This window comes from Photorhabdus australis DSM 17609 (assembly GCF_000711895.1).
In the GTDB taxonomy this organism is placed as follows: domain Bacteria; phylum Pseudomonadota; class Gammaproteobacteria; order Enterobacterales; family Enterobacteriaceae; genus Photorhabdus; species Photorhabdus australis.
Genome location: NZ_JONO01000072.1, coordinates 1 through 18,789 on the forward strand (window position 1 = coordinate 1; position 18,789 = coordinate 18,789).

An 18,789-nucleotide genomic window follows, 5' to 3' on the forward strand; every position below is an offset into this window, starting at 1 on the left:
GCGACGGCAAGGGAGCGAATCCTCGGGAGCATAGCAAACTATGTGACCGGGGTGAGTGAGTGCAGCCAACAAAGAGGCAACTTGAAAGATGACGGGTATAAACGTAATTAAAAATTGTGACCGTATACCTCTATCTTTTGTAATTCGTGTAGGCAATAACCCTACGTTCACTTCTTTATCGGGATCTATAGTCTCTCTGGTCATCATGAATGAGACTCCCCCGTATTCACCTTTTTATCAGGCATTAAGCGCAATAACGACAATTACCACGTTAACTATTTGTGAGGAAAAAGAGAGTGATAGACGTACAGATCAATGAAGTACCTCTTAAGGAACACAGCCCTTCAATAGATAATTGTTTGGATGAGCAAAAGTTACTTTATGACATGCTGCTGTCACGGGAATTTGATAATCGTAGTGCGATAGTCACACGACAAGGCCGAGCCTGGTTCCATGTATCGGCTGCTGGACATGAAGGATTGGCAGTGTTGCCACAGCTGATGGAAAAGAATGATGTGTTGGTTCCTTACTATCGTGATCGGGCATTAGTATTAGCGCGTGGTATGTCTATTGTTGAAATGACAAGGGAACTGATGGGCAAGGCCACTTCTCATTCAGCGGGCCGGACCATGTCGAACCATTTTTGCTCCAAAGAGCATAATATCTTCTCGGTAGTCAGTCTGACGGGAACCCAATGTATTCCTGCGACTGGAGCTGCCTGGGCAAGCGTGTTGGATAATAGAAATGGGCTTGTCGTGTGTGGTGTCGGTGATGCGGCAACCCGGCAGGGAGAATTTTATGAGGCGGTCAGCTTTGCGGTTGAAAGGCGTTTGCCTGTCGTCTTTGTGGTTTCCGATAATAAATTGGGTATTAGTACCTCAACGGAGAAGATGGCTCCGTATCGATTGGGAATATTTAACGAGTGTTTGATTCGCCGTGTCGATGCCCGCAGGCCGGAAACCGTATTTCCTGTTGCACAGGAGGTATTCAATAAGGCACGATTTGAGCGAACACCTTGCATCCTGGTTTGTCGTGTGGACCGGTTAGATTCTCATTCCAACTCAGATTCTCACAAATTGTACCGTACCCCGGATGAACTGGAGGCACTACAGGACCCTATTGAAAATTATGTCGCTTATTTAAAGGAAAAAGGGGCGATTACTGAACAGGCATTGGCTGAACAAAAAGAGCGCATTAAAGCGGATGTCATGGAAATATTTGAGCGTGTTTATCACGAGGCAGAGCCTGATCCTGCCAGTGTCAGTACCTATTTGTGTAATCGTGAAAGTGCCCCTGTTGTACATATTGAAATGGAAGCCGAAGAGACACAGTTTAAAGCGGTGAATCAGGTCTTGGACGAGGCGTTGAGCCAGAATCCAAATGTGCTGTTATTTGGTGAGGATATTGAAGATCCTAAAGGAGGGGTTTTTGGTTTCACCCGCGGCTTATCCACTCGTTACCCTGATCGCGTTTTTAATGCTCCCCTTTCTGAAGCCACGATTATTGGTTCATCTGTGGGGTTGTCCGCCTGTGGCTGGCGTCCGATTGTTGAGCTGCAATTTATTGACTTTGTTGGGCTAGGTCTCAATCAGTTACAGTCGCAACTTGGCACTTTAAGCTGGAGAACGGTAGGAAAATGGCGCTGTCCGGTGGTGATATATGCGCCCTATGGTGCTTATCTGCCTGGCGGCGGCATATGGCACAGCCAAAGCTCGGACGGTATCCTGGCGCATATTCCCGGTATTAATGTTATGGTTCCAACGACACCGGCTGATACCGTCGCATTGTTCCGTACCGCGTTAAGTCTGGACATGCCGAGTCTGATCCTGATCCCTAAACACCTGATGAGAGAGCGTCATGAGCGCCGGTTGGTGACACCAGTGTCGCTTGGGCAGGCAAATATTATCAGGGCCGGTCAGCATATTACACTGGTTGCCTGGGGGAATACGGTTCAGCTTGCGACGATGGCTGCTCTTCAGGCAGAAAAAAACAATATTGATATTGAAGTGATTGAATTACGTAGTCTGGTACCTTGGGATAAACAACGGATTGCGACATCTTTGCGCAAAACCGGGCGGCTTATCGTTGTGCAAGAGGATACCCGGACGGCCAGTGTTGGTGCATCCATTATCGCTGATGTTTTGGATGAGAATGACAATTTCTTCTCCTTACTGGCACCTCCGCGCCTGGTAACGCGTGAAGATATTCATATTCCTTTTAATCCTTGTTTAGAAAAAGCTGTTTTACCCAGCACGGATGACATTTTGACCTCCGTCTATGCGGTAATGGGCTAAGGAGAATTTATGGCACAGTTGTTTATTCCCCCGATGGGAGAAGGAACCACGGAAGTTGTCGTCATCCAGTTACTTAAGCAGGTGGGAGATTATGTCAAGCGTGATGAACCTGTTTATGAAATGGAGACGGATAAGGCCGCGTTTACCATTGAGTCTGATGTCGAGGGGATATTGGAAAAATGGCTGGCGGCGGAAAATGATATTATCCCAGTTGGATCGGCGATTGCTGTTATTAGAGCGGTTGGCGAGTTGGCAGAGCCTTCCCCTGTCAGTGAAGAGTTAACGCCTGCGCTGGAGAGCGTGGAAAATGTGGAGATAGAGGCAGCAGCTCCTGAGGTATCAGCGCCTCCTGCGCGTATTCCGCCAAAAACCCGGCAGTACGCGCAAGAACATCAGATTGAGCCGCAAATTCTTAGCCAACTGGCGGAAAAACACGGGACATTATTGCCAGGTCATATTGATGATTATCTTCAACAGCACCGCGAAACCAAACCGGCAGAAAAGGGTAATGCCGAGAATGGCAATATCGGTTTTCTGTCAAGGGATCAGCAACGTCTTAATCGTGCAATACGGTTAAATAGTGCGACTGTACAGCCTTGTTGGGCGGCTAAACCATTACCGATTGAGCTTGTTGATAGTGCCATTCGTCACTTAACGGACACTTCCGGGCAACAAGAGTGGATAACGCCATTTCAGGTAATCACTTACGCCGTTGCTCAGGCACTGAAAAAATTCCCGATGTTGCGTTCGAGGCCGCTGGATCAAGAACGCTATCACACTTATACAGATATCAACCTGGGTATTGCTTTTCTGGATGAAAAAGGTGATTTGAGTTCGTTAAAAGTACCGGGAACGCAGACAATGGGCTTTTTCGAGTTCAGACAGCATCTGAATAGTGTACTTGATCCAGAAGCGGAGAAACTGCACGTCGACATTGATGTACCTATGATGATTTCATATACCGGCAACGATGGCGCCACTTTTGCCGTACCGGTTATTGTGCCGCCATCTCAGTCAACATTATTCATTGGTGCGCCTCACAACAAAGAAATGAGCCTGGTTCTAGCATTTAATCACTATTTGCTGAATGGAGTGGAGGCATCTGAATTTATTACCGAAGTTATTACTCAGGTTCGTGCTCTGGCTGGGTCACAATCGGTAGCCCACCAAATGGCAAGTAAACCTGGCAAATCGGTCTCTGGTCAGTTACGTACACTTTTGGCTGATTTCCTGAATTGGGATGAGGATTTTACTGAATCAATGATGCAACGTACCTGGGCTGATTTGGGTATTGATTCGCTTAAGGCGGTAAAACTTGCGGGACTGATGTCACGGGATTTTCAGCGAAAATTATCTCCAACTCTGTTCTGGCGCCATAGTTCGCCGCATCGATTAATTGAGTATCTTGACATTTCCAGCACTGAACTGACTGAGAAGAAAAAGCATTCCTTAGATGACTTTACTAATGCAGTGCGTGACCTTGATGGTGAAGCTGCATTAAGGTTGCAGCGCCTCATAGAAGGAGGGAAGCAGCATGGATAATCTGTATCACATATATCATTCACTAAGTCCAGATGAACAGCAGATAGCCAAATCTGTCTTGTTAGAGCATCTGAACGCCATTGCTCCATCAATAAGCGATTCGGGTGATAAGAAACAGATGCCCATTGCTATTGTAGGTATGGCTTTCCGGCTTCCTGGAGCAGAAGATTCTCCTGAACAAATGTGGGAGATCTTAAAATCTGGTCGCAGCGTGATAAAAGAGATTCCCGAGGAACGGCTTGCCTCTGGGAAACCTTACGCTATTCCGGTGCCCCAAAAGGCATTAAAAGCGGGGTTACTTGATAGTATTGATGGCTTTGACGCACCATTCTTTGGGATTTTTCCGCGGGTAGCGGCAATGATGGACCCGCAACAGAGAATGTTATTGGAGCTGACCTGGCAGGCAATCGAAGATAGCGGAGCGAATCCGCTTGACTATTCAGGATCAAAAACGGGTGTTTTTATTGGGTCATGCAGTAATGACTACCGTGAGCTCGTTGCGGCTGATATGACGATGGCAAATGCTTATGTAACGACGGGAACACTGAATTGCCTTCTGGCAAACAGATTGTCATTTTATTACAACTTTGTCGGTCCGAGTTTACAAATTGATACTGCGTGTTCAAGCGGGTTAACTGCATTGACTCAAGCTGTAAATTCATTGCGTTCTGGAGAATGCCAACAGGCGGTAGTTGGTAGTATTAATCTATTGAGCAACACATTTAACATGGCTGCTTATTATCGAGCGGGAATGTTATCTAAAGATGGGTGCTGCCGGGTTTTTGATGCAGATGCTAATGGTTTTGTCCGTGGTGAAGGGGCTGTGTGTCTATTTCTGAAAACGCACAAACAGGCATTAGAGGATCGGGACCTGATTTATGGATACGTTCGGGCATCATCGATAAATCATGGTGGGCGAGCTAACTCACTGACTTCACCTAATCCAGAGCAGCAAATTGCATTAGTCAATGATTGTTTGCAACAGGCTGGAGTTTCTGCGGAACAAATCAGTTACATGGAGGCACATGGAACGGGGACTTCGCTGGGCGATCCAATAGAATTTAATGCGCTTAACGAAGTCTTTCACCATGATAAATCAGGAAAAACCCGGCAGCCTTGTTATATTGGTTCAGTAAAAGCCAATATAGGACATTTAGAGGGAGCGGCGGGATTAGCGGGCATCGTTAAAGTCTTATTGATGTTGCAGCATAAATCTATTGTACCTAGCGCAGCATTTCAGCGTTTGAATCCTGAAATTGATAACACGGATACGCGCTTACAATTGGCTACGGAAGTACATTCCTGGCAGGTGGGGGCAGGGCAAAAACGTTTTGCTGGATTAAGTTCCTTTGGATTAGGTGGAAGTAATGCTCATGTTATTTTGGAGGAAGCCCAGACCAAAACACAGCAATCGGTTAAGGCCAGTTCGGAGAAATATTACTATCCTATTGCCGCTAATAGCCCGGCATCATTGCAAAAAATGGTTGTCATGCTGGGAGATTTTATTGAAAACGACGCAAATATTGATTTACAAGCGGTGAGCTGGACATTGCAGTTTGGTCGGGCCGCTTTACCTCATCGGGCATTGTTTGTGGCGGCATCAAGACAAGATCTCCTGAGCCAGTTACGTAATTTTGTTTCGTCTGCTTCAGCCAATGAAGAACAATGGCTCCATATGGCGGAAGACGACTCTCGATTTTTATGGTTACAAGGTCAGAATATAGATTGGCGTACCTGCTGGCCTTCCGGGCAAAAACCGTTACGCATTAGATTGCCGAAATATGCTTTTGAGCATCGGCGTTACTGGTTACTTAATAATGAAGCTGTGGTTGAAAAACCGTAGGAAGTGAAACGGAACGGGAAAACCAGAGCATATGGTGGAAACCCCACAATCTCGTCAGAGGTTGTGGGGTTTCTTTTAGGTACAATTTATGTTGTTCACCCTTGTGATAAAGATAAAGTATCGGATTTGTCTAATGAATTAGAATAAAAAATTGCATTTATATATTTTTGAATATGGTTATTTTTAGTGGGGATTAATGTCAACTTAATTAACGACATTATTATCCTGATTTAATAATATAATTAACCTAAATTTTTACTGATATTACTTTAAACTGGGATTATCTTCTACAGAGAAATTTAAAATAACAGTTTTACGGTGATTGCTATCACAGAGTGAGCTTTTGTAAAATACTATTATAGAATTAAATATTTCTATTTGATATGTTGTTAATAACCAGTTAATTTCTTTTTCAATATGATTTTTGAAGATTAAATTTTTACTGGGAAATATTGTTTTATTTAATAGATGGATAGTTACTTTAAAATAAAATTTTATTTGTAGAGATAAAAGGAAGGTAATATGAAGTTTATTAAAAATAGGTTTTGTCACTGGAATGGTGAGCATCTCGTTGTAGATACAATGGCGAGAAGTCATAAAATGGTTAATAGTATGGGAACGGGCGAGGGATTAGTTTCGTTTGATGGTTTTGGTGCTGATCTAATTCGTTTCAGCAAAGATGAAGGGATGCAGAATCATACTCACGTAGGGCATCATATCTTATTTGTACTCGCAGGAACGGGTTATGTTATTTATGCGGGAGAAAAGCATAAAATAGAGCCTGGGGTTTGTTATTTTGTGAATGGACAAATAGATCACGCAATTAAAGCAACCAGTGATTTGGTTATGCTTGTTGTTGGTAATAATCATTGTGCGGTTGATTCACAAGATAGGACGAAGCTGGTGCCATATAGAGAGGGAACGCCAGAGGAATTAAAGGTTTAACTTGGGATAAATTAAATATGTGCTAGTGCTTGATGGATTGCGAGAATGCTATGATATTCATGAAGATAATTATAAATCAGGATAAATTATTGGCATGATAAAAGGATGATATATACCCTATGGATTTCAAGATGGAGCGAATCCCCGGGAGCGTAGAGAACTATGTGACCGGGGTGAGTGAGTGCAGCCAACAAAGAGGCAACTTGAAAGATGACGGGTATAAGATTTTTTCAATTAATATAATATGGGCATCTCATGAAGGGGATCAGGTACTAGCCTATGGAATAGAAATTTACTGGAAATAAAATGGAGAAATATATTAGAGATAATATGTTATTGTAATAATAAAGGTAGGAAGGGCTATTGAAATTAATTTAATATAATGTTTAATTTGGAAAATAATTTCAATGAGTGGTAGTAATGAGTTTCTGAATTGAAATTAACTTAAATAAGTAATAATTAAGCCAGGATGAAATTAGGAAAGTCAGTATTCTATGTTAAGGAAAAAGAGTTATTAAATGTTTATCATTTCAAAGCTTGGTTATTATATGCCCAATAGATTTCAAGATGAATCTCGACGGCAAGGGAGCGAATCCCCGGGAGCATAGATAACGATGTGACTGGGGTGAGTGAGTGCAGCCAACAAAGAGGCAACTTGAAAGATAACAGGTATAAAAGAATATGTTCATGGTGATGAATATATTATTGATATAATTTCAGGTTGTTTATAATGATTAATGATAATGTATATTTTAAAGAACCTGTAAATAAATAGACGACCCTGTAAATAATTCTAATTCCACTGTTATTTACCTTATCACGCCATTGAACTGTGAAATACGTTTTTCTTATCCCCTCTGTATGTTGAATAATATCCTCTATTTGGGGGCTATGGAATTGGTGTTTTTCAATTCTATTTTATATATTTTCTCATTATTACAGGGTTTCTTATAATTACGATTGAGCTCTGCTGGTCGCAAAAATCAGTTCTTATAAGCAATTATTTCTTATTGATAATGTTATGCGAATAATTCATTTGATAGTAATTTCATATAAATATTAATCACTTACAATAAAAGCAATGAAATACTACAAAGAATATTTAACTCTAAAATCAATCTTTCTTTGAAAGATAGAGTTTCTTCGCATCTTCTAAACTCATAGAATTAGCTCCTCCTGAAAAATGTGGGTCTGCTGATTGAACAGGAACATCCTCCCGATGACATATCGGACATATTTCATATTCCCCTAAACGCTCAATTGTCCGTTTACCACAACATGGACAAGTATTATATCCCATTATTTCCTATTCCAATATTCTATTCCTCTTTCCGGTTTAAACATTGTCCTAGGAATACCAATATGATAGCTGTATGAGGTATTAACCTTACTTAACCGTGATAAAAAGGATTACAAAAATCCTTTTTATCACTGACTTAATGGCTATTTTTTAAAGCCAGGTTTACCGCTTTTGGCTCGCCATTCTTTTACAACTTTAAGTACACCCTCCGGGCTATCTTCAACGCCATTTTCTGGATAGAAAATTAGTCCATTTCCGCTTGGATGTTCTACAAGTTTTTCAAAATGATCTATTAAATCATCATGTTCTTTCTCTGAAACATCTGCTGCCCATATTTTATTCAGCAGGGATAAAAATTCAGCTTCAGTATAATCTTCCAGCTTGTTTTTCAGTTCCATCTTTATATACCCTCTCTGTTAGAATGGAGTTCAATGTGTTTTTTCGGTGTTACTACTCGTAAATTATCGATATCATAGACAGAACCACCACTTTTAATTGGTTTTACATGGTGGATATCGAATTTTTTCTTTCCACCTACTTGTTCAGTTGGAATGGAAAACGGCGCATACCCAAGCTCTTTAATTCTTCTTTTATTTACATCAGAAAAATCCTTTATCAACTCAGGATCATTACCAACCTCTTTCCAAAATGCTTTTCTGAAATCATCAAAGTTATTAAATCTCCTCCCTCGTAACTTATCCGCTATCTGGCTGGGGATGGGTGCCCCCATATCTTGTCCTGCGAGACTTAACCAATTACCTTCAACTTTTAACGCACTTCTGAAGTGGGTAGAAATGCCAATGATTTGACTTTCTCACGTAAATCATAAGAAATTCTCATACTGATATTGTCTGTGAAACGATATAAATCTACCCAACCAAATTGCTTCTTTAAAATTTCCCTTGGTGGTATTGATTTAATCGGAGTACCTAAATTTTCTTCAATCCACCTTCTATCCATAGAAGGCTTTAATGGTGATGGTAATTCACTTGGAAATATAAAAGAAGTTTTATTTTCTCTAAGTAGCCTTAATGTAATTTCATTTAGTGTCTTACTACTCCGTTCAAATGATAAGAAAATTCCTTCTCTCACCATATCAATATGAATATCAGGATCACCTAGAAAACTACTCGGCTTATTCTTATAAGGAATTAATCCTTCACTATAAATTTCCTGATAAGTTTTACCTAAACTATTAATCAATGCTTCAATATTTATCGCCATTATTTATATAACCTCTTTTCTCAATTAAGCCAATTCATTTTCAGTTTAGCTTTGCAAACTGCGGATTAATGAATTGGCTCTCAAGAAAATCTCCTCTTTTATTAACTACCAGCCCACTTCTGAGGTGAGTAAAAAAGTCAAAGATTCAACCTGTTCAGTGAGATCATAAGAAATTTGTATACTTGTAGGAATACGAAAATTGCACAATGTATATAATTCTGTCCAACCAAATTGGTGTCTCATAATCATCTCTGGAGGATGAGATTTTTCAGGTGCACCAAAATGTTCATGAATCCATTTACGTGACATTTTGGGGACGAGTGGTGATGGTAATTCATTAGGAAATTGATACGATGGTTTATCCCTATTAATTAAAGTGACAGTCACATCAAGCAGTTCTTTATTATCTCTTTTAAACGCTAAATACACACCTTCTTTAATCATATTCAATGATATATAATCACAGCCTAGATCTCCTTTTGGCTTTTTTTTATAAGGAATTAGCCCGTCATCGAAAATTTCTTGATAGGTTTTACCTAAGCTATTAATCAATTCTTCAATATTTATCGCCATTATTTATATAACCTCTTTTCTCAATTAAGCCAATTAATCTTCAATTTAACCTTTTAAGCTGTTGACTAATGAATTGGCTCTCAAGAAAAAACTCTTTTATTGACTACCAACGTACTTCTGAGGTGGGTAGAAATGTCACTTCTTTAACGCGCTCTGATAGATCATAATCAACTTGCATGTTAGTTGGTATACGAAAATCTAGTATCGTATATAAATCAACCCATCCAAACTCTTCTTTCATTATCACTTTTGGTTCTTTTGACTTTTCAGGCAATCCGAATTGTTCATGTATCCACTGACGTGACATATGTGAGATCAGCGGTGATGGTAACTTATTTGGAAATGTGTATGATGGTTTATCACTATCTAGTAGAGTAAGTGTCACATCAAATAAAATTTTATCACTCCGTTTAAAAGCGAGATAAACACCTTCTTTAACCATATCTAGAGATATATATTCAGCGCCAAAATTTCCTGTTGGCTTGGTTTTATAGGGAATGAGTCCCGCATCAAAAACTTCCTGATACGTTTTCCCTAGACTGTTTATTAGTATCTCTACGTTAATTGTCATTTGTATAACCCTTTTTGCTTTCTACCAGTTATTACGACAGTTGATTTCAGCAGATGTTGAATATTACATAGATTGATTTAACACCTGAACCGGTTGGAAATATTAGAATATAATCCCGGAAGTCCTTTTCCTGATTTACCTAGTGTCTGTTATTTTCTAAAGCCTGGTTTACCATTTTTGGCTCGCCATTCTTTAATTTTTTTTGTTATTGCTTCAGGGCTACATTCACTGTCAGAAATAGCATAATAAATAATGTCTGTTCCTTCTGGGTATTCTGTCACTTTCTCAAAATGAGATAGTAATACATCTAACCTTTCATCTGTTCTTGCAATATTCTCTTTGAAAATTTCTTCCATAAATTCAATGAATTCAGCCTCTGTGTAGAATTCTATCTTGTTTTTCAATTCCATATCATTTTTCCTCTTTGCCAGAATGCATTCCAATATGTCGTTTGGGTGTAACCACTTGTAGATTATCTAGATCATAAACAGCTCCTCCATCTTTAACCGGTTTTACATGATGGAGTTCAAAAGAATTTCGTTTACCAACAGAGTCAATCCTACGAGTTTTAGCTGCTTTACCTACTTTCATTCTCCCATGATTAGAAATAATAAATTGCTTGGATAGTTCCAGATCATTACCAACCTCTTTCCAAAATGCCCTTCTGAAATCATCAAAGTTATTAAATCTCCTCCCTCGTAACTTATCCGCTATCTGGCTGGGGATGGGTGCCCCCATATCTTGCCCTGCGAGACTTAACCAATTACCTTCAACTTTTAACGCACTTCTGAAGTGGGTAGAAATGCCAATGATTTGACTTTCTCACGTAAATCATAAGAAATTCTCATACTGATATTGTCTGTGAAACGATATAAATCTACCCAACCAAATTGCTTCTTTAAAATTTCCCTTGGTGGTATTGATTTAATCGGAGTACCTAAATTTTCTTCAATCCACCTTCTATCCATAGAAGGCTTTAATGGTGATGGTAATTCACTTGGAAATATAAAAGAAGTTTTATTTTCTCTAAGTAGCCTTAATGTAATTTCATTTAGTGTCTTACTACTCCGTTCAAATGATAAGAAAATTCCTTCTTTCACCATATCAATATGAATATCAGGATCACCTGGAAAACTACTCGGCTTATTCTTATAAGGAATTAATCCTTCACTATAAATTTCCTGATAAGTTTTACCTAAACTATTAATTAACGCTTCAACATTAACCGCCATTATTTATATAACCTCTTTTCTCAATTAAGCCAATTCATCTTCAATTTAACCTTTTAAGCTGTTGATTAATGAATTGGCTTTCAAGAAAATCTCCTCTTTATATTGACTACCAACGCACTTCTGAGGTGGGTAGAAATGTCACTTCTTTAACGCGCTCTAATAGATCATAATCAACTTGCATATTAATTGGCATATGAAAACCTAGACAAATATATAGTTCGGTCCAACCAATATCTTTCTTTAATCTTTTCCTCGGAGGAAGTGATTTTTCAGGTTTACCAAACTGTTTATGAATCCATTCCCGGGACATTAGTGGCACCAAGGGAGATGGTAATTCGTTGGGAAACTGATATAGCGGTTTTTTTTCATTTAGCAAAGTTAATGTAATTTCTTTTAATCGCTTTCCTTCCCGATAAAATGCTAAAAATACGCCTTCTTTTACCATATCTAAATAAATAACATTATTACCGGAAAAACCTTTTGGTTTCGTTTTATAAGGGATTAATCCTTTATAAAAAATTTCCTGATAAGTTTTACCTAAACTATTAATTAACGCTTCAACATTAACCGCCATTATTTATATAACCTCTTTTCTCAATTAAGCCAATTCATCTTCAATTTAACCTTTTAAGCTGTTGATTAATGAATTGGCTCTCAAAAAGATTCTTAATTTATTGATTACCAGCTCACTTCTGAGGTAGGCAAAAAAGTAAAAGATTCAACTTGTGCAGTGGAATCATTAAGAAAAAGGACGTCAAAATTGTCATAATATCAATCACCATTTATCAACGGTTCAAATAAGATTGCATGTACACGGAGGTCAGGCCGATAAAGAAAGCGAATTTCTGCCTTTGGATATTGATCATTCAGCTTACGAATATAGGCATCAAAGCCACCTATTAGGCCAATTACCGGAATTCGTTTCGGACCACTGTTAGAATCCGGTTCTCCCATCAATTCTCTAACAGTAATTTTATCCATTTGATGGAAAAGTGGAGTTGGCATTTCACCAACATATATACCAGTATAATCAATATCATTGATCAACGTAAATTGAACAGAAACTAATTGCTTTGATATGCTATCAAAAACTAGAGTGAGACCGACTTCTAGTTCAACACTAAATCTGGCAGAACCTTCAAAAGCAAACTCAAATTTTCCGGCTGGAATAAGTTTACTTTTAACTAACATATCCGCAGTTTGTCCTAAGCTATTAATAATTGCAGTAATATCCGTCATCATTCATACCACTCCTGTATTTTATTAAGACGATGCAACTCTTCACGTGCTTTATCCAACTGATCATCGGTATAACCTTCTTCTCGTAAGCCAGGAACTTGAGCATCAAAATTACTATTAACCGCCGCTTTCAAGTTAGAAGCATCTCGAGTTTTTTTAGTTACAGAGTTACGACCACCGTAGGTTTCACTATATTTCTGATGGACTTGTTTTGGAATAGCTATAGCTATTGCCTTATTCAAAATCCCTTCGATCTGTTTACTAGTAATTTCACCTTTATGTTTTTTAAGCAAATATTGTTCTAATGCCGCTTTAGATGGAATATGATCAATATCCATTCCATCATTGCGACTACGCCCGGCCAGATCATGATATTCCCCCACTTCCAGCGGTTTCACCGGCGGTTTACTCAAATACACATACACCGGTGGCATATTCGGGATAGGGAGTATCAGAATATAATCCCGAAAATCCTTCTCTTCCGGCATCGGCAGCGATTCAATATCGCTGCCGACTTTATCTGGGATCGGCAATACGGTTATTTGCGACGGAATAAACGGCGGTTCTTCATTCCCGGTATGGGCCGGAACTTTAAATTCCTGCTCATTCGGCGTCCATAAAATCGTCGGCCTGTTTTCTCCCGGCTCCCAAAATTCGTAATTCCCTGTAGTCCGGTTCAATCTCATCATATGAACCGGCACTTTATCCAGACCACTTTCCGGGCTGACGTGATACCCCTGAACCGTCATCCTGCCGCTTTTTTCATCTCTGATCCAGCGAAAACGAACGCGAGTCGGTGCTTTACCGAACTGTTCAGCAATTTCACTAAGATGATATTGGTTTAAGTAATCTTCCTCGCCTTCATTTAACCCCGATGAATAAAACAACCCCATTAACCCGACTGTCAACGGATTCGGTGCTGCCAGCCAACGTCCGGCACTGGTAACGCCACCGCCAATGAAACGCATCACCAGCGCTTCGCCATCGGCTACCGCGCTACGGGTCGTTGTAGCTACAACAGTTGCAGCGGCTTCGGCCTTACCCTTGCTGTCGCTAAACCACCGTTTATACCACGGTAATTTTTTATCCTGTGGCTTATCCGGTTCTGGCGGGTGTTTCTTGCCTTGCGGAGGCTGTTCAGGCTTTGATTCCGTGACAGGAGCGGGCGATGATAGAACCTGATATATCCCCATCCTACCGAAATTATCTGCCGGTTCAGTCTCCGTACCGGCGTCGGTACAGCCTTTGCCCCGTTGACGAGATTTGGCAAATACCGGGATCGGTGGAGGCGGCGCTTGTGTCACCGGTGGAGGATTGGACTGAACTGTTGTTGCTTCCTTCATTGGTGATGACGCCATATAAGCAGGCGTTGCGGTGTGATTAACCGGCTGTTCCTGCTTCTCGTAGCTGTCCATAACTGAGTTAATAAAGCGGGCCCGACAAGGGCAGGTACTGACACTATCCAGTGTGCCAGCCAGTTTGCGCCCCATATCAAACATATCTGATATGCCGCCGACAATCATATAAGTGCCGGGATGCTTACCGCAGGTGACCTTATCCCCTTCACGCGCGGTTGCTCGCCCATCAAACGTCATGGTGTGATCGCCCGTAATAATCTGGCCACCACAGGTCGTCTTATCACCAACGAGCAGATAATGTCCTATTGCCATCTATTCATCTCTCCATTGGCTGACCATATGAAGAGAGGTTTTAATCAAAATAATTATCATATAATTACCATTTAAGTGTTAATTGATGATAAATAATGCATGAAAATTTAACTTAAATATATATAGGAATTTTCTGAAAATGATGAGGGGTTGGCTGATTTTTAGTCAAAAACATTAATATTTGGTTAAGAAACAGTAAATCTCCATAGAAAATGTTGCAGGGAACCTCATGTGTCTTTGCTGAATCGCCTCAGATATTGAACTTGATCTTGCAAATACCCCGCCAAATTTCTCATTGTTCCAGCCATCGAATTTTTTCTCTTTTGTCATGCTAGCAACCATTTGATTCCATATTTTCTGACCGACCGCGTTTTGAAAGTTAACAAGGAAAGCCGTGGCTGAAGATAGCGATCTTGAGAAGACAGAAGAACCCACGCCCCATAAACGGGAAAAAGCCCGGAAAGAGGGGCAGATTGCTCGTTCCAGAGAGCTGAGTTCTATACTGATGCTGACCAGTGGCTTAAGTTTGCTCTGGTTAAGCGGTCAATCAATTGCGCATGAATTGTCGTTGATGGTGTTTGAAGGTTTTAATTTCGACCACAGCATGGTCAGCAATGATAAACAGATGGTTCAGCAGATTGGCAGATTGCTTCGGCAAGCTGTTTGGGCTTTATTGCCGGTTTTTGCCGGATTAGTGTTAGTGGCATTAAGTGCCCCGGCGCTATTGGGTGGATTAGTGTTCAGTAGCAAATCCATCAAATTTGATGCGAAAAAATTGAATCCGATTTCAGGTCTGAAACGTATTTTCTCAATGAATGCGTTAGCTGAATTATTCAAAGCGCTACTTAAAGCCGGGTTTGTCGGTATTGGCGCTGCTTTATTTCTTTGGATGAATTGGCCTTCTATGTTGAGGTTAATCGCGCAACCACCGTTATTGGCGCTGGATGATGCTATGCAAATGCTGGTGTTTGCCGGTTATGTGGTGGTTTTCATGTTAATACCGATGGTGGCTTTCGATGTTGTTTACCAGATATACAGTCACCTGAAAAAACTGAGAATGACGCGTCAGGAAATAAAGGATGAATTTAAAGAACAAGAAGGGGACCCACACGTTAAGGCGCGTATCCGTCAACAACAACGGGCAGCGGCTCGTCAACGTATGATGGCGGATGTTCCGAAAGCGGATGTTATCGTCACCAACCCAACTCACTATGCTGTCGCGCTGCAATATGACGAAAAACAGATGAGTGCGCCAAAAGTATTGGCGAAGGGAGCAGGGATAATTGCATTACGTATTAAAGAAATGGGTACAGAAAACCGTATTCCACTCCTTGAAGCGCCGCCACTTGCCAGGGCGCTTTATCGTCATAGTGAAGTAGGGGGACATATTCCCGCAACACTGTACGCGGCAGTGGCGGAAGTTCTCGCCTGGGTCTACCAATTGAAACGTTGGAAACGGGAAGGCGGCTTGAAGCCGAAGAAACCTGAAAATCTGCCAGTGCCGCCAGCACTGGATTTTGCTGGAGAAAATAATCGTCATGGCTAATCTGGCCTCTATATTTCGTTTACCGGGTAATATGAAAGGCTCGCAATGGCAAATTCTTGCCGGGCCGGTATTGATCCTCATGATCTTGTCAATGATGGTATTACCGTTACCCCCATTCATGCTTGATTTGTTGTTTACTTTTAACATAGCCCTATCAATCATGGTGTTGCTGGTGGCTATGTTTACCCGGCGTACTCTGGATTTTGCCGCGTTTCCGACAATATTGTTGTTTTCAACTTTACTGCGTTTGTCTCTTAACGTGGCTTCAACGCGTATCATTTTATTGGAAGGGCATACAGGCTCGGCGGCGGCGGGGCGCGTTGTAGAGGCATTCGGTCACTTTCTGGTTGGTGGTAATTTTGCTATCGGTATCGTGGTATTTATTATCCTGGTATTGATTAACTTCATGGTGATTACCAAAGGTGCGGGGCGTATTGCTGAGGTTGGCGCGCGTTTTGTGTTAGATGGCATGCCAGGTAAACAGATGGCAATTGATGCTGATCTGAATGCCGGATTAATCGGCGAGGAAGAGGCGAAGAAACGCCGTGCTGAGGTAACACAGGAATCTGATTTTTATGGTTCGATGGATGGTGCCAGTAAATTTGTGCGCGGTGATGCGATTGCCGGCTTAATGATTCTGGTTATCAACGTCGTTGGTGGCTTAATTGTTGGCGTGGCCCAACACGGTATGAGTCTGGCTGATGCGGGGGAAGCTTATACCCTGTTGACCATTGGTGACGGTTTAGTTGCACAGCTACCCGCCTTAATTATTTCGACTGCTGCGGGTGTGATTGTGACCCGTGTGGCAACCGATCAGGATGTTGGTCAGCAAATGGTCACTCAACTGTTCAATAACCCGCGGGTGATGATGTTGAGTGCTGGTGTTCTCGGATTGCTGGGTATGGTGCCGGGGATGCCAAATTTTGTTTTCCTGTTGTTTACTGCGGCGTTAGCGGGTCTTGGTTGGTATCTGTATCGCCGTGCCGATAGTCCAGCGATAAATATAGAAAAACCAAAAGCAGAAGAGCAGCAACAAACATCAGAAGCTTCATGGTCCGATGTTCAGCTTGAAGATCCTTTGGGTATGGAGGTGGGTTATCGTCTGATTCCGATGGTTGATTTTCGCCAGAATGGGGAATTACTGGGGAGAATCAGTGGAATTCGTAAGAAATTTGCTCAAGAAATGGGATACTTGCCCCCTGTAGTTCATATCCGGGATAACCTTGAACTGGCACCAGCTGGCTATCGTATTTTAATGAAAGGGGTGGAAATTGGCCGCGGAGAAGCGCATCCGGGGCGCTGGTTGGCAATAAACCCCGGCGGTGCAGTAGGTGAATTGCAAGGCGATATCACTAAAGATCCAGCTTTTGGACTGTCTGCGGTTTGGATTGATGACAGCCTCAGAGAACAGGCTCAGGTTCAGGGTTACACCGTGGTGGCTGCCAGTACGGTTGTCGCTACCCATATGAATCATCTGTTGACTCAATATGCCGATGAATTGTTTGGTCGTCAGGAAGCCCAGCAACTGTTTGAACGAGTCAGTCAGGAGATGCCAAAACTCACTGAGGACTTTATTCCCGATATTGTCAGTCTGACAACCTTACATAAAGTTTTACAAAATCTCTTGTCTGAGCAAGTGCCGATCCGCGATATGCGGACAATTATTGAAACCCTGGCTGAACATGCACCTGGACAAACTGATCCTTATGAACTGACTTCTGTCGTCAGAATTGCGCTTGGCCGGGCGATTGCACAGAAGTGGTTCCCGGGAGCACAGGAAATTCAGGTCATTGGGTTAGATGTTGGCCTTGAACGTTTGTTAATTCAGGCACTACAAAATGGTGGTGGGTTGGAGCCCGGATTGGCGGATAAGCTGCAACAGCAGGCGACTGAAGCCTTACAACGTCAGGAAATGCTGGGCGCTCCTCCGGTATTGTTGGTTAACCATGCATTACGTCCGCTTCTATCACGTTTCTTGCGGAGGACTTTACCTCAATTGGTTGTCTTATCTAGCCTTGAAATCAGTGATAACCGTCAAATTCGTATGACAGCGACGATCGGTGGTAACGGATAGTTGTAGCAATAGAATAATGGGCCATTTTCCTAAAAATGGCCTGATATTAATTATCTGACAGCATAATCCTTATTTCCAACGACAAAAATATCTCGGGATATTCCTCAATAAAATAACAGCAAGTTTTATTGATGTTATTATTCTATTCAGCATGAAACAATATCTTGAGCTTTCCTCTAATTTCCTATTGTTAATATAAATGGTATATGGGTGTTGTTATAATATAATAAAACTCAGGAAAATTAATGGGGATTTAAGATTATTATTTAATTATATATTTGTATTGAAATAGTGAATAGTAAAAATAGCTATATTTCCATCAGTTAATGATTTTATAAATAATTTTTCATAATATCGCTACACTTTTTTCACTGTTCACTTATCTCCCCAGGAGGGCGAAGTAGCGGATATAAATTAATTGACTTTTTCCAGTCATTGCTACGTATATTGCTAACGTATGATTTCAGATAATAGTCTCAGGTGAATAAACCGGTAAAAACAGCAAATAAAATTGCGTTTTTTCAATTCATTCGCCGCTCAACAGAAGAACGTACAGCACAAAACGTTTCCGCTATCAGAGCAACGCCATTGCCACGATATCGCCTCAGCCTCGTCAAACAGAGGGAAAGGTTTTTACCTGTTCGTGTAATAACGAAAATTCAATTTTTGCAAGTGACTTTTTCCAGAAATGAGACCTTGTTTTGTGACATTCATCACAAAATAAAATAAAACAATA

Annotated in this window: 21 protein-coding genes; 7 read left to right on the forward strand and 14 right to left on the reverse strand. The window is 41.0% G+C overall.

Annotated features, from left to right (window positions below; all coding sequences use genetic code 11):
• A partial coding sequence (locus tag BO26_RS24230) for a hypothetical protein (protein ID WP_236637492.1) occupies positions 1-207 on the reverse strand: 207 nt, incomplete at its 3' end.
• A gap of 89 nt (positions 208-296) precedes the next feature.
• On the opposite strand from BO26_RS24230, the gene BO26_RS16630 reads away from it, so the two are divergent.
• From BO26_RS16630 to BO26_RS16645, 4 genes are all read left to right on the forward strand, one after another.
• Entirely contained in the window at positions 297-2,294 is a 1,998-nt protein-coding gene (locus tag BO26_RS16630; RefSeq protein ID WP_236637506.1) for a dehydrogenase E1 component subunit alpha/beta, read from the forward strand.
• A 9-nt stretch (positions 2,295-2,303) separates the two neighbouring features.
• Positions 2,304-3,836, forward strand: coding sequence for a biotin/lipoyl-containing protein (locus tag BO26_RS16635; RefSeq protein WP_036773407.1), 1,533 nt, complete (start codon positions 2,304-2,306; stop codon positions 3,834-3,836).
• Positions 3,829-5,679 (forward strand): type I polyketide synthase, encoded by a 1,851-nt coding sequence (locus tag BO26_RS16640; RefSeq protein WP_036773410.1) that lies wholly within the window; start codon positions 3,829-3,831, stop codon positions 5,677-5,679. The genes BO26_RS16635 and BO26_RS16640 overlap by 8 nt, the downstream gene beginning before the upstream one ends.
• A 522-nt stretch (positions 5,680-6,201) precedes the next feature.
• Positions 6,202-6,624: a cupin domain-containing protein gene (locus tag BO26_RS16645; protein ID WP_036773413.1), complete on the forward strand. Its 423-nt coding sequence runs from the start codon at positions 6,202-6,204 to the stop codon at positions 6,622-6,624.
• A gap of 1,114 nt (positions 6,625-7,738) precedes the next feature.
• Here the strand turns inward: BO26_RS16645 and BO26_RS22330 are convergent.
• From BO26_RS22330 to BO26_RS16705, 13 genes are all read right to left on the reverse strand, one after another.
• Entirely contained in the window at positions 7,739-7,924 is a 186-nt protein-coding gene (locus BO26_RS22330; protein WP_072023289.1) for a CPCC family cysteine-rich protein, read from the reverse strand.
• Positions 7,925-8,067: 143 nt separating this feature from the next.
• Positions 8,068-8,322 carry a bacteriocin immunity protein gene (locus BO26_RS16655; protein ID WP_036773416.1) on the reverse strand — a complete coding sequence of 85 codons (255 nt, stop codon included), beginning with the start codon at positions 8,320-8,322 and terminating at the stop codon, positions 8,068-8,070.
• Between the two features lie 2 nt (positions 8,323-8,324).
• Positions 8,325-8,729, reverse strand: coding sequence for an HNH endonuclease signature motif containing protein (locus tag BO26_RS16660; RefSeq protein WP_338049151.1), 405 nt, complete (start codon positions 8,727-8,729; stop codon positions 8,325-8,327).
• Entirely contained in the window at positions 8,693-9,148 is a 456-nt protein-coding gene (locus BO26_RS16665; protein ID WP_036773421.1) for a DUF6392 family protein, read from the reverse strand. The genes BO26_RS16660 and BO26_RS16665 overlap by 37 nt, the downstream gene beginning before the upstream one ends.
• Positions 9,149-9,253: 105 nt before the next feature.
• On the reverse strand, positions 9,254-9,721 hold the full coding sequence (locus BO26_RS16670; protein ID WP_036773422.1) for a DUF6392 family protein: 468 nt from the start codon (positions 9,719-9,721) through the stop codon (positions 9,254-9,256).
• A 103-nt stretch (positions 9,722-9,824) separates the two neighbouring features.
• Complete coding sequence (locus tag BO26_RS16675; RefSeq protein ID WP_036773424.1) at positions 9,825-10,292, reverse strand: DUF6392 family protein; 468 nt, start codon at positions 10,290-10,292, stop codon at positions 9,825-9,827.
• Positions 10,293-10,338: 46 nt separating this feature from the next.
• On the reverse strand, positions 10,339-10,401 hold the full coding sequence (locus BO26_RS24685) for a hypothetical protein (RefSeq protein ID WP_072023291.1): 63 nt from the start codon (positions 10,399-10,401) through the stop codon (positions 10,339-10,341).
• Positions 10,402-10,441: 40 nt separating this feature from the next.
• Positions 10,442-10,702: a bacteriocin immunity protein gene (locus tag BO26_RS16680; RefSeq protein WP_036773426.1), complete on the reverse strand. Its 261-nt coding sequence runs from the start codon at positions 10,700-10,702 to the stop codon at positions 10,442-10,444.
• A gap of 1 nt (position 10,703) precedes the next feature.
• Positions 10,704-11,030, reverse strand: coding sequence for an HNH endonuclease signature motif containing protein (locus BO26_RS16685; protein ID WP_036773428.1), 327 nt, complete (start codon positions 11,028-11,030; stop codon positions 10,704-10,706).
• 38 nt (positions 11,031-11,068) lie between these two features.
• On the reverse strand, positions 11,069-11,524 hold the full coding sequence (locus BO26_RS16690) for a DUF6392 family protein (protein ID WP_036773430.1): 456 nt from the start codon (positions 11,522-11,524) through the stop codon (positions 11,069-11,071).
• Between the two features lie 106 nt (positions 11,525-11,630).
• Positions 11,631-12,098, reverse strand: coding sequence for a DUF6392 family protein (locus BO26_RS16695; RefSeq protein ID WP_036773432.1), 468 nt, complete (start codon positions 12,096-12,098; stop codon positions 11,631-11,633).
• A gap of 197 nt (positions 12,099-12,295) precedes the next feature.
• On the reverse strand, positions 12,296-12,766 hold the full coding sequence (locus BO26_RS16700) for a DUF6392 family protein (protein ID WP_236637508.1): 471 nt from the start codon (positions 12,764-12,766) through the stop codon (positions 12,296-12,298).
• Positions 12,763-14,433: an S-type pyocin domain-containing protein gene (locus BO26_RS16705; protein ID WP_036773435.1), complete on the reverse strand. Its 1,671-nt coding sequence runs from the start codon at positions 14,431-14,433 to the stop codon at positions 12,763-12,765. The genes BO26_RS16700 and BO26_RS16705 overlap by 4 nt, the downstream gene beginning before the upstream one ends.
• A gap of 394 nt (positions 14,434-14,827) precedes the next feature.
• On the opposite strand from BO26_RS16705, the gene flhB reads away from it, so the two are divergent.
• The 3 genes from flhB (at position 14,828) to BO26_RS24940 (ending at position 18,782) form a co-directional block, all read left to right on the forward strand.
• The gene (flhB, locus tag BO26_RS16710; RefSeq protein WP_036773436.1) at positions 14,828-15,979 is read left to right on the forward strand and encodes a flagellar biosynthesis protein FlhB; all 1,152 of its coding nucleotides are present in this window, start codon (positions 14,828-14,830) and stop codon (positions 15,977-15,979) included.
• Positions 15,972-18,053, forward strand: coding sequence for a flagellar biosynthesis protein FlhA (gene flhA, locus BO26_RS16715; RefSeq protein ID WP_036773439.1), 2,082 nt, complete (start codon positions 15,972-15,974; stop codon positions 18,051-18,053). Before flhB ends, flhA begins: the two co-directional genes overlap by 8 nt.
• Positions 18,054-18,533: 480 nt before the next feature.
• Positions 18,534-18,782 (forward strand): hypothetical protein, encoded by a 249-nt coding sequence (locus BO26_RS24940; RefSeq protein WP_477707044.1) that lies wholly within the window; start codon positions 18,534-18,536, stop codon positions 18,780-18,782.
• Positions 18,783-18,789 lie beyond the last annotated feature (7 nt).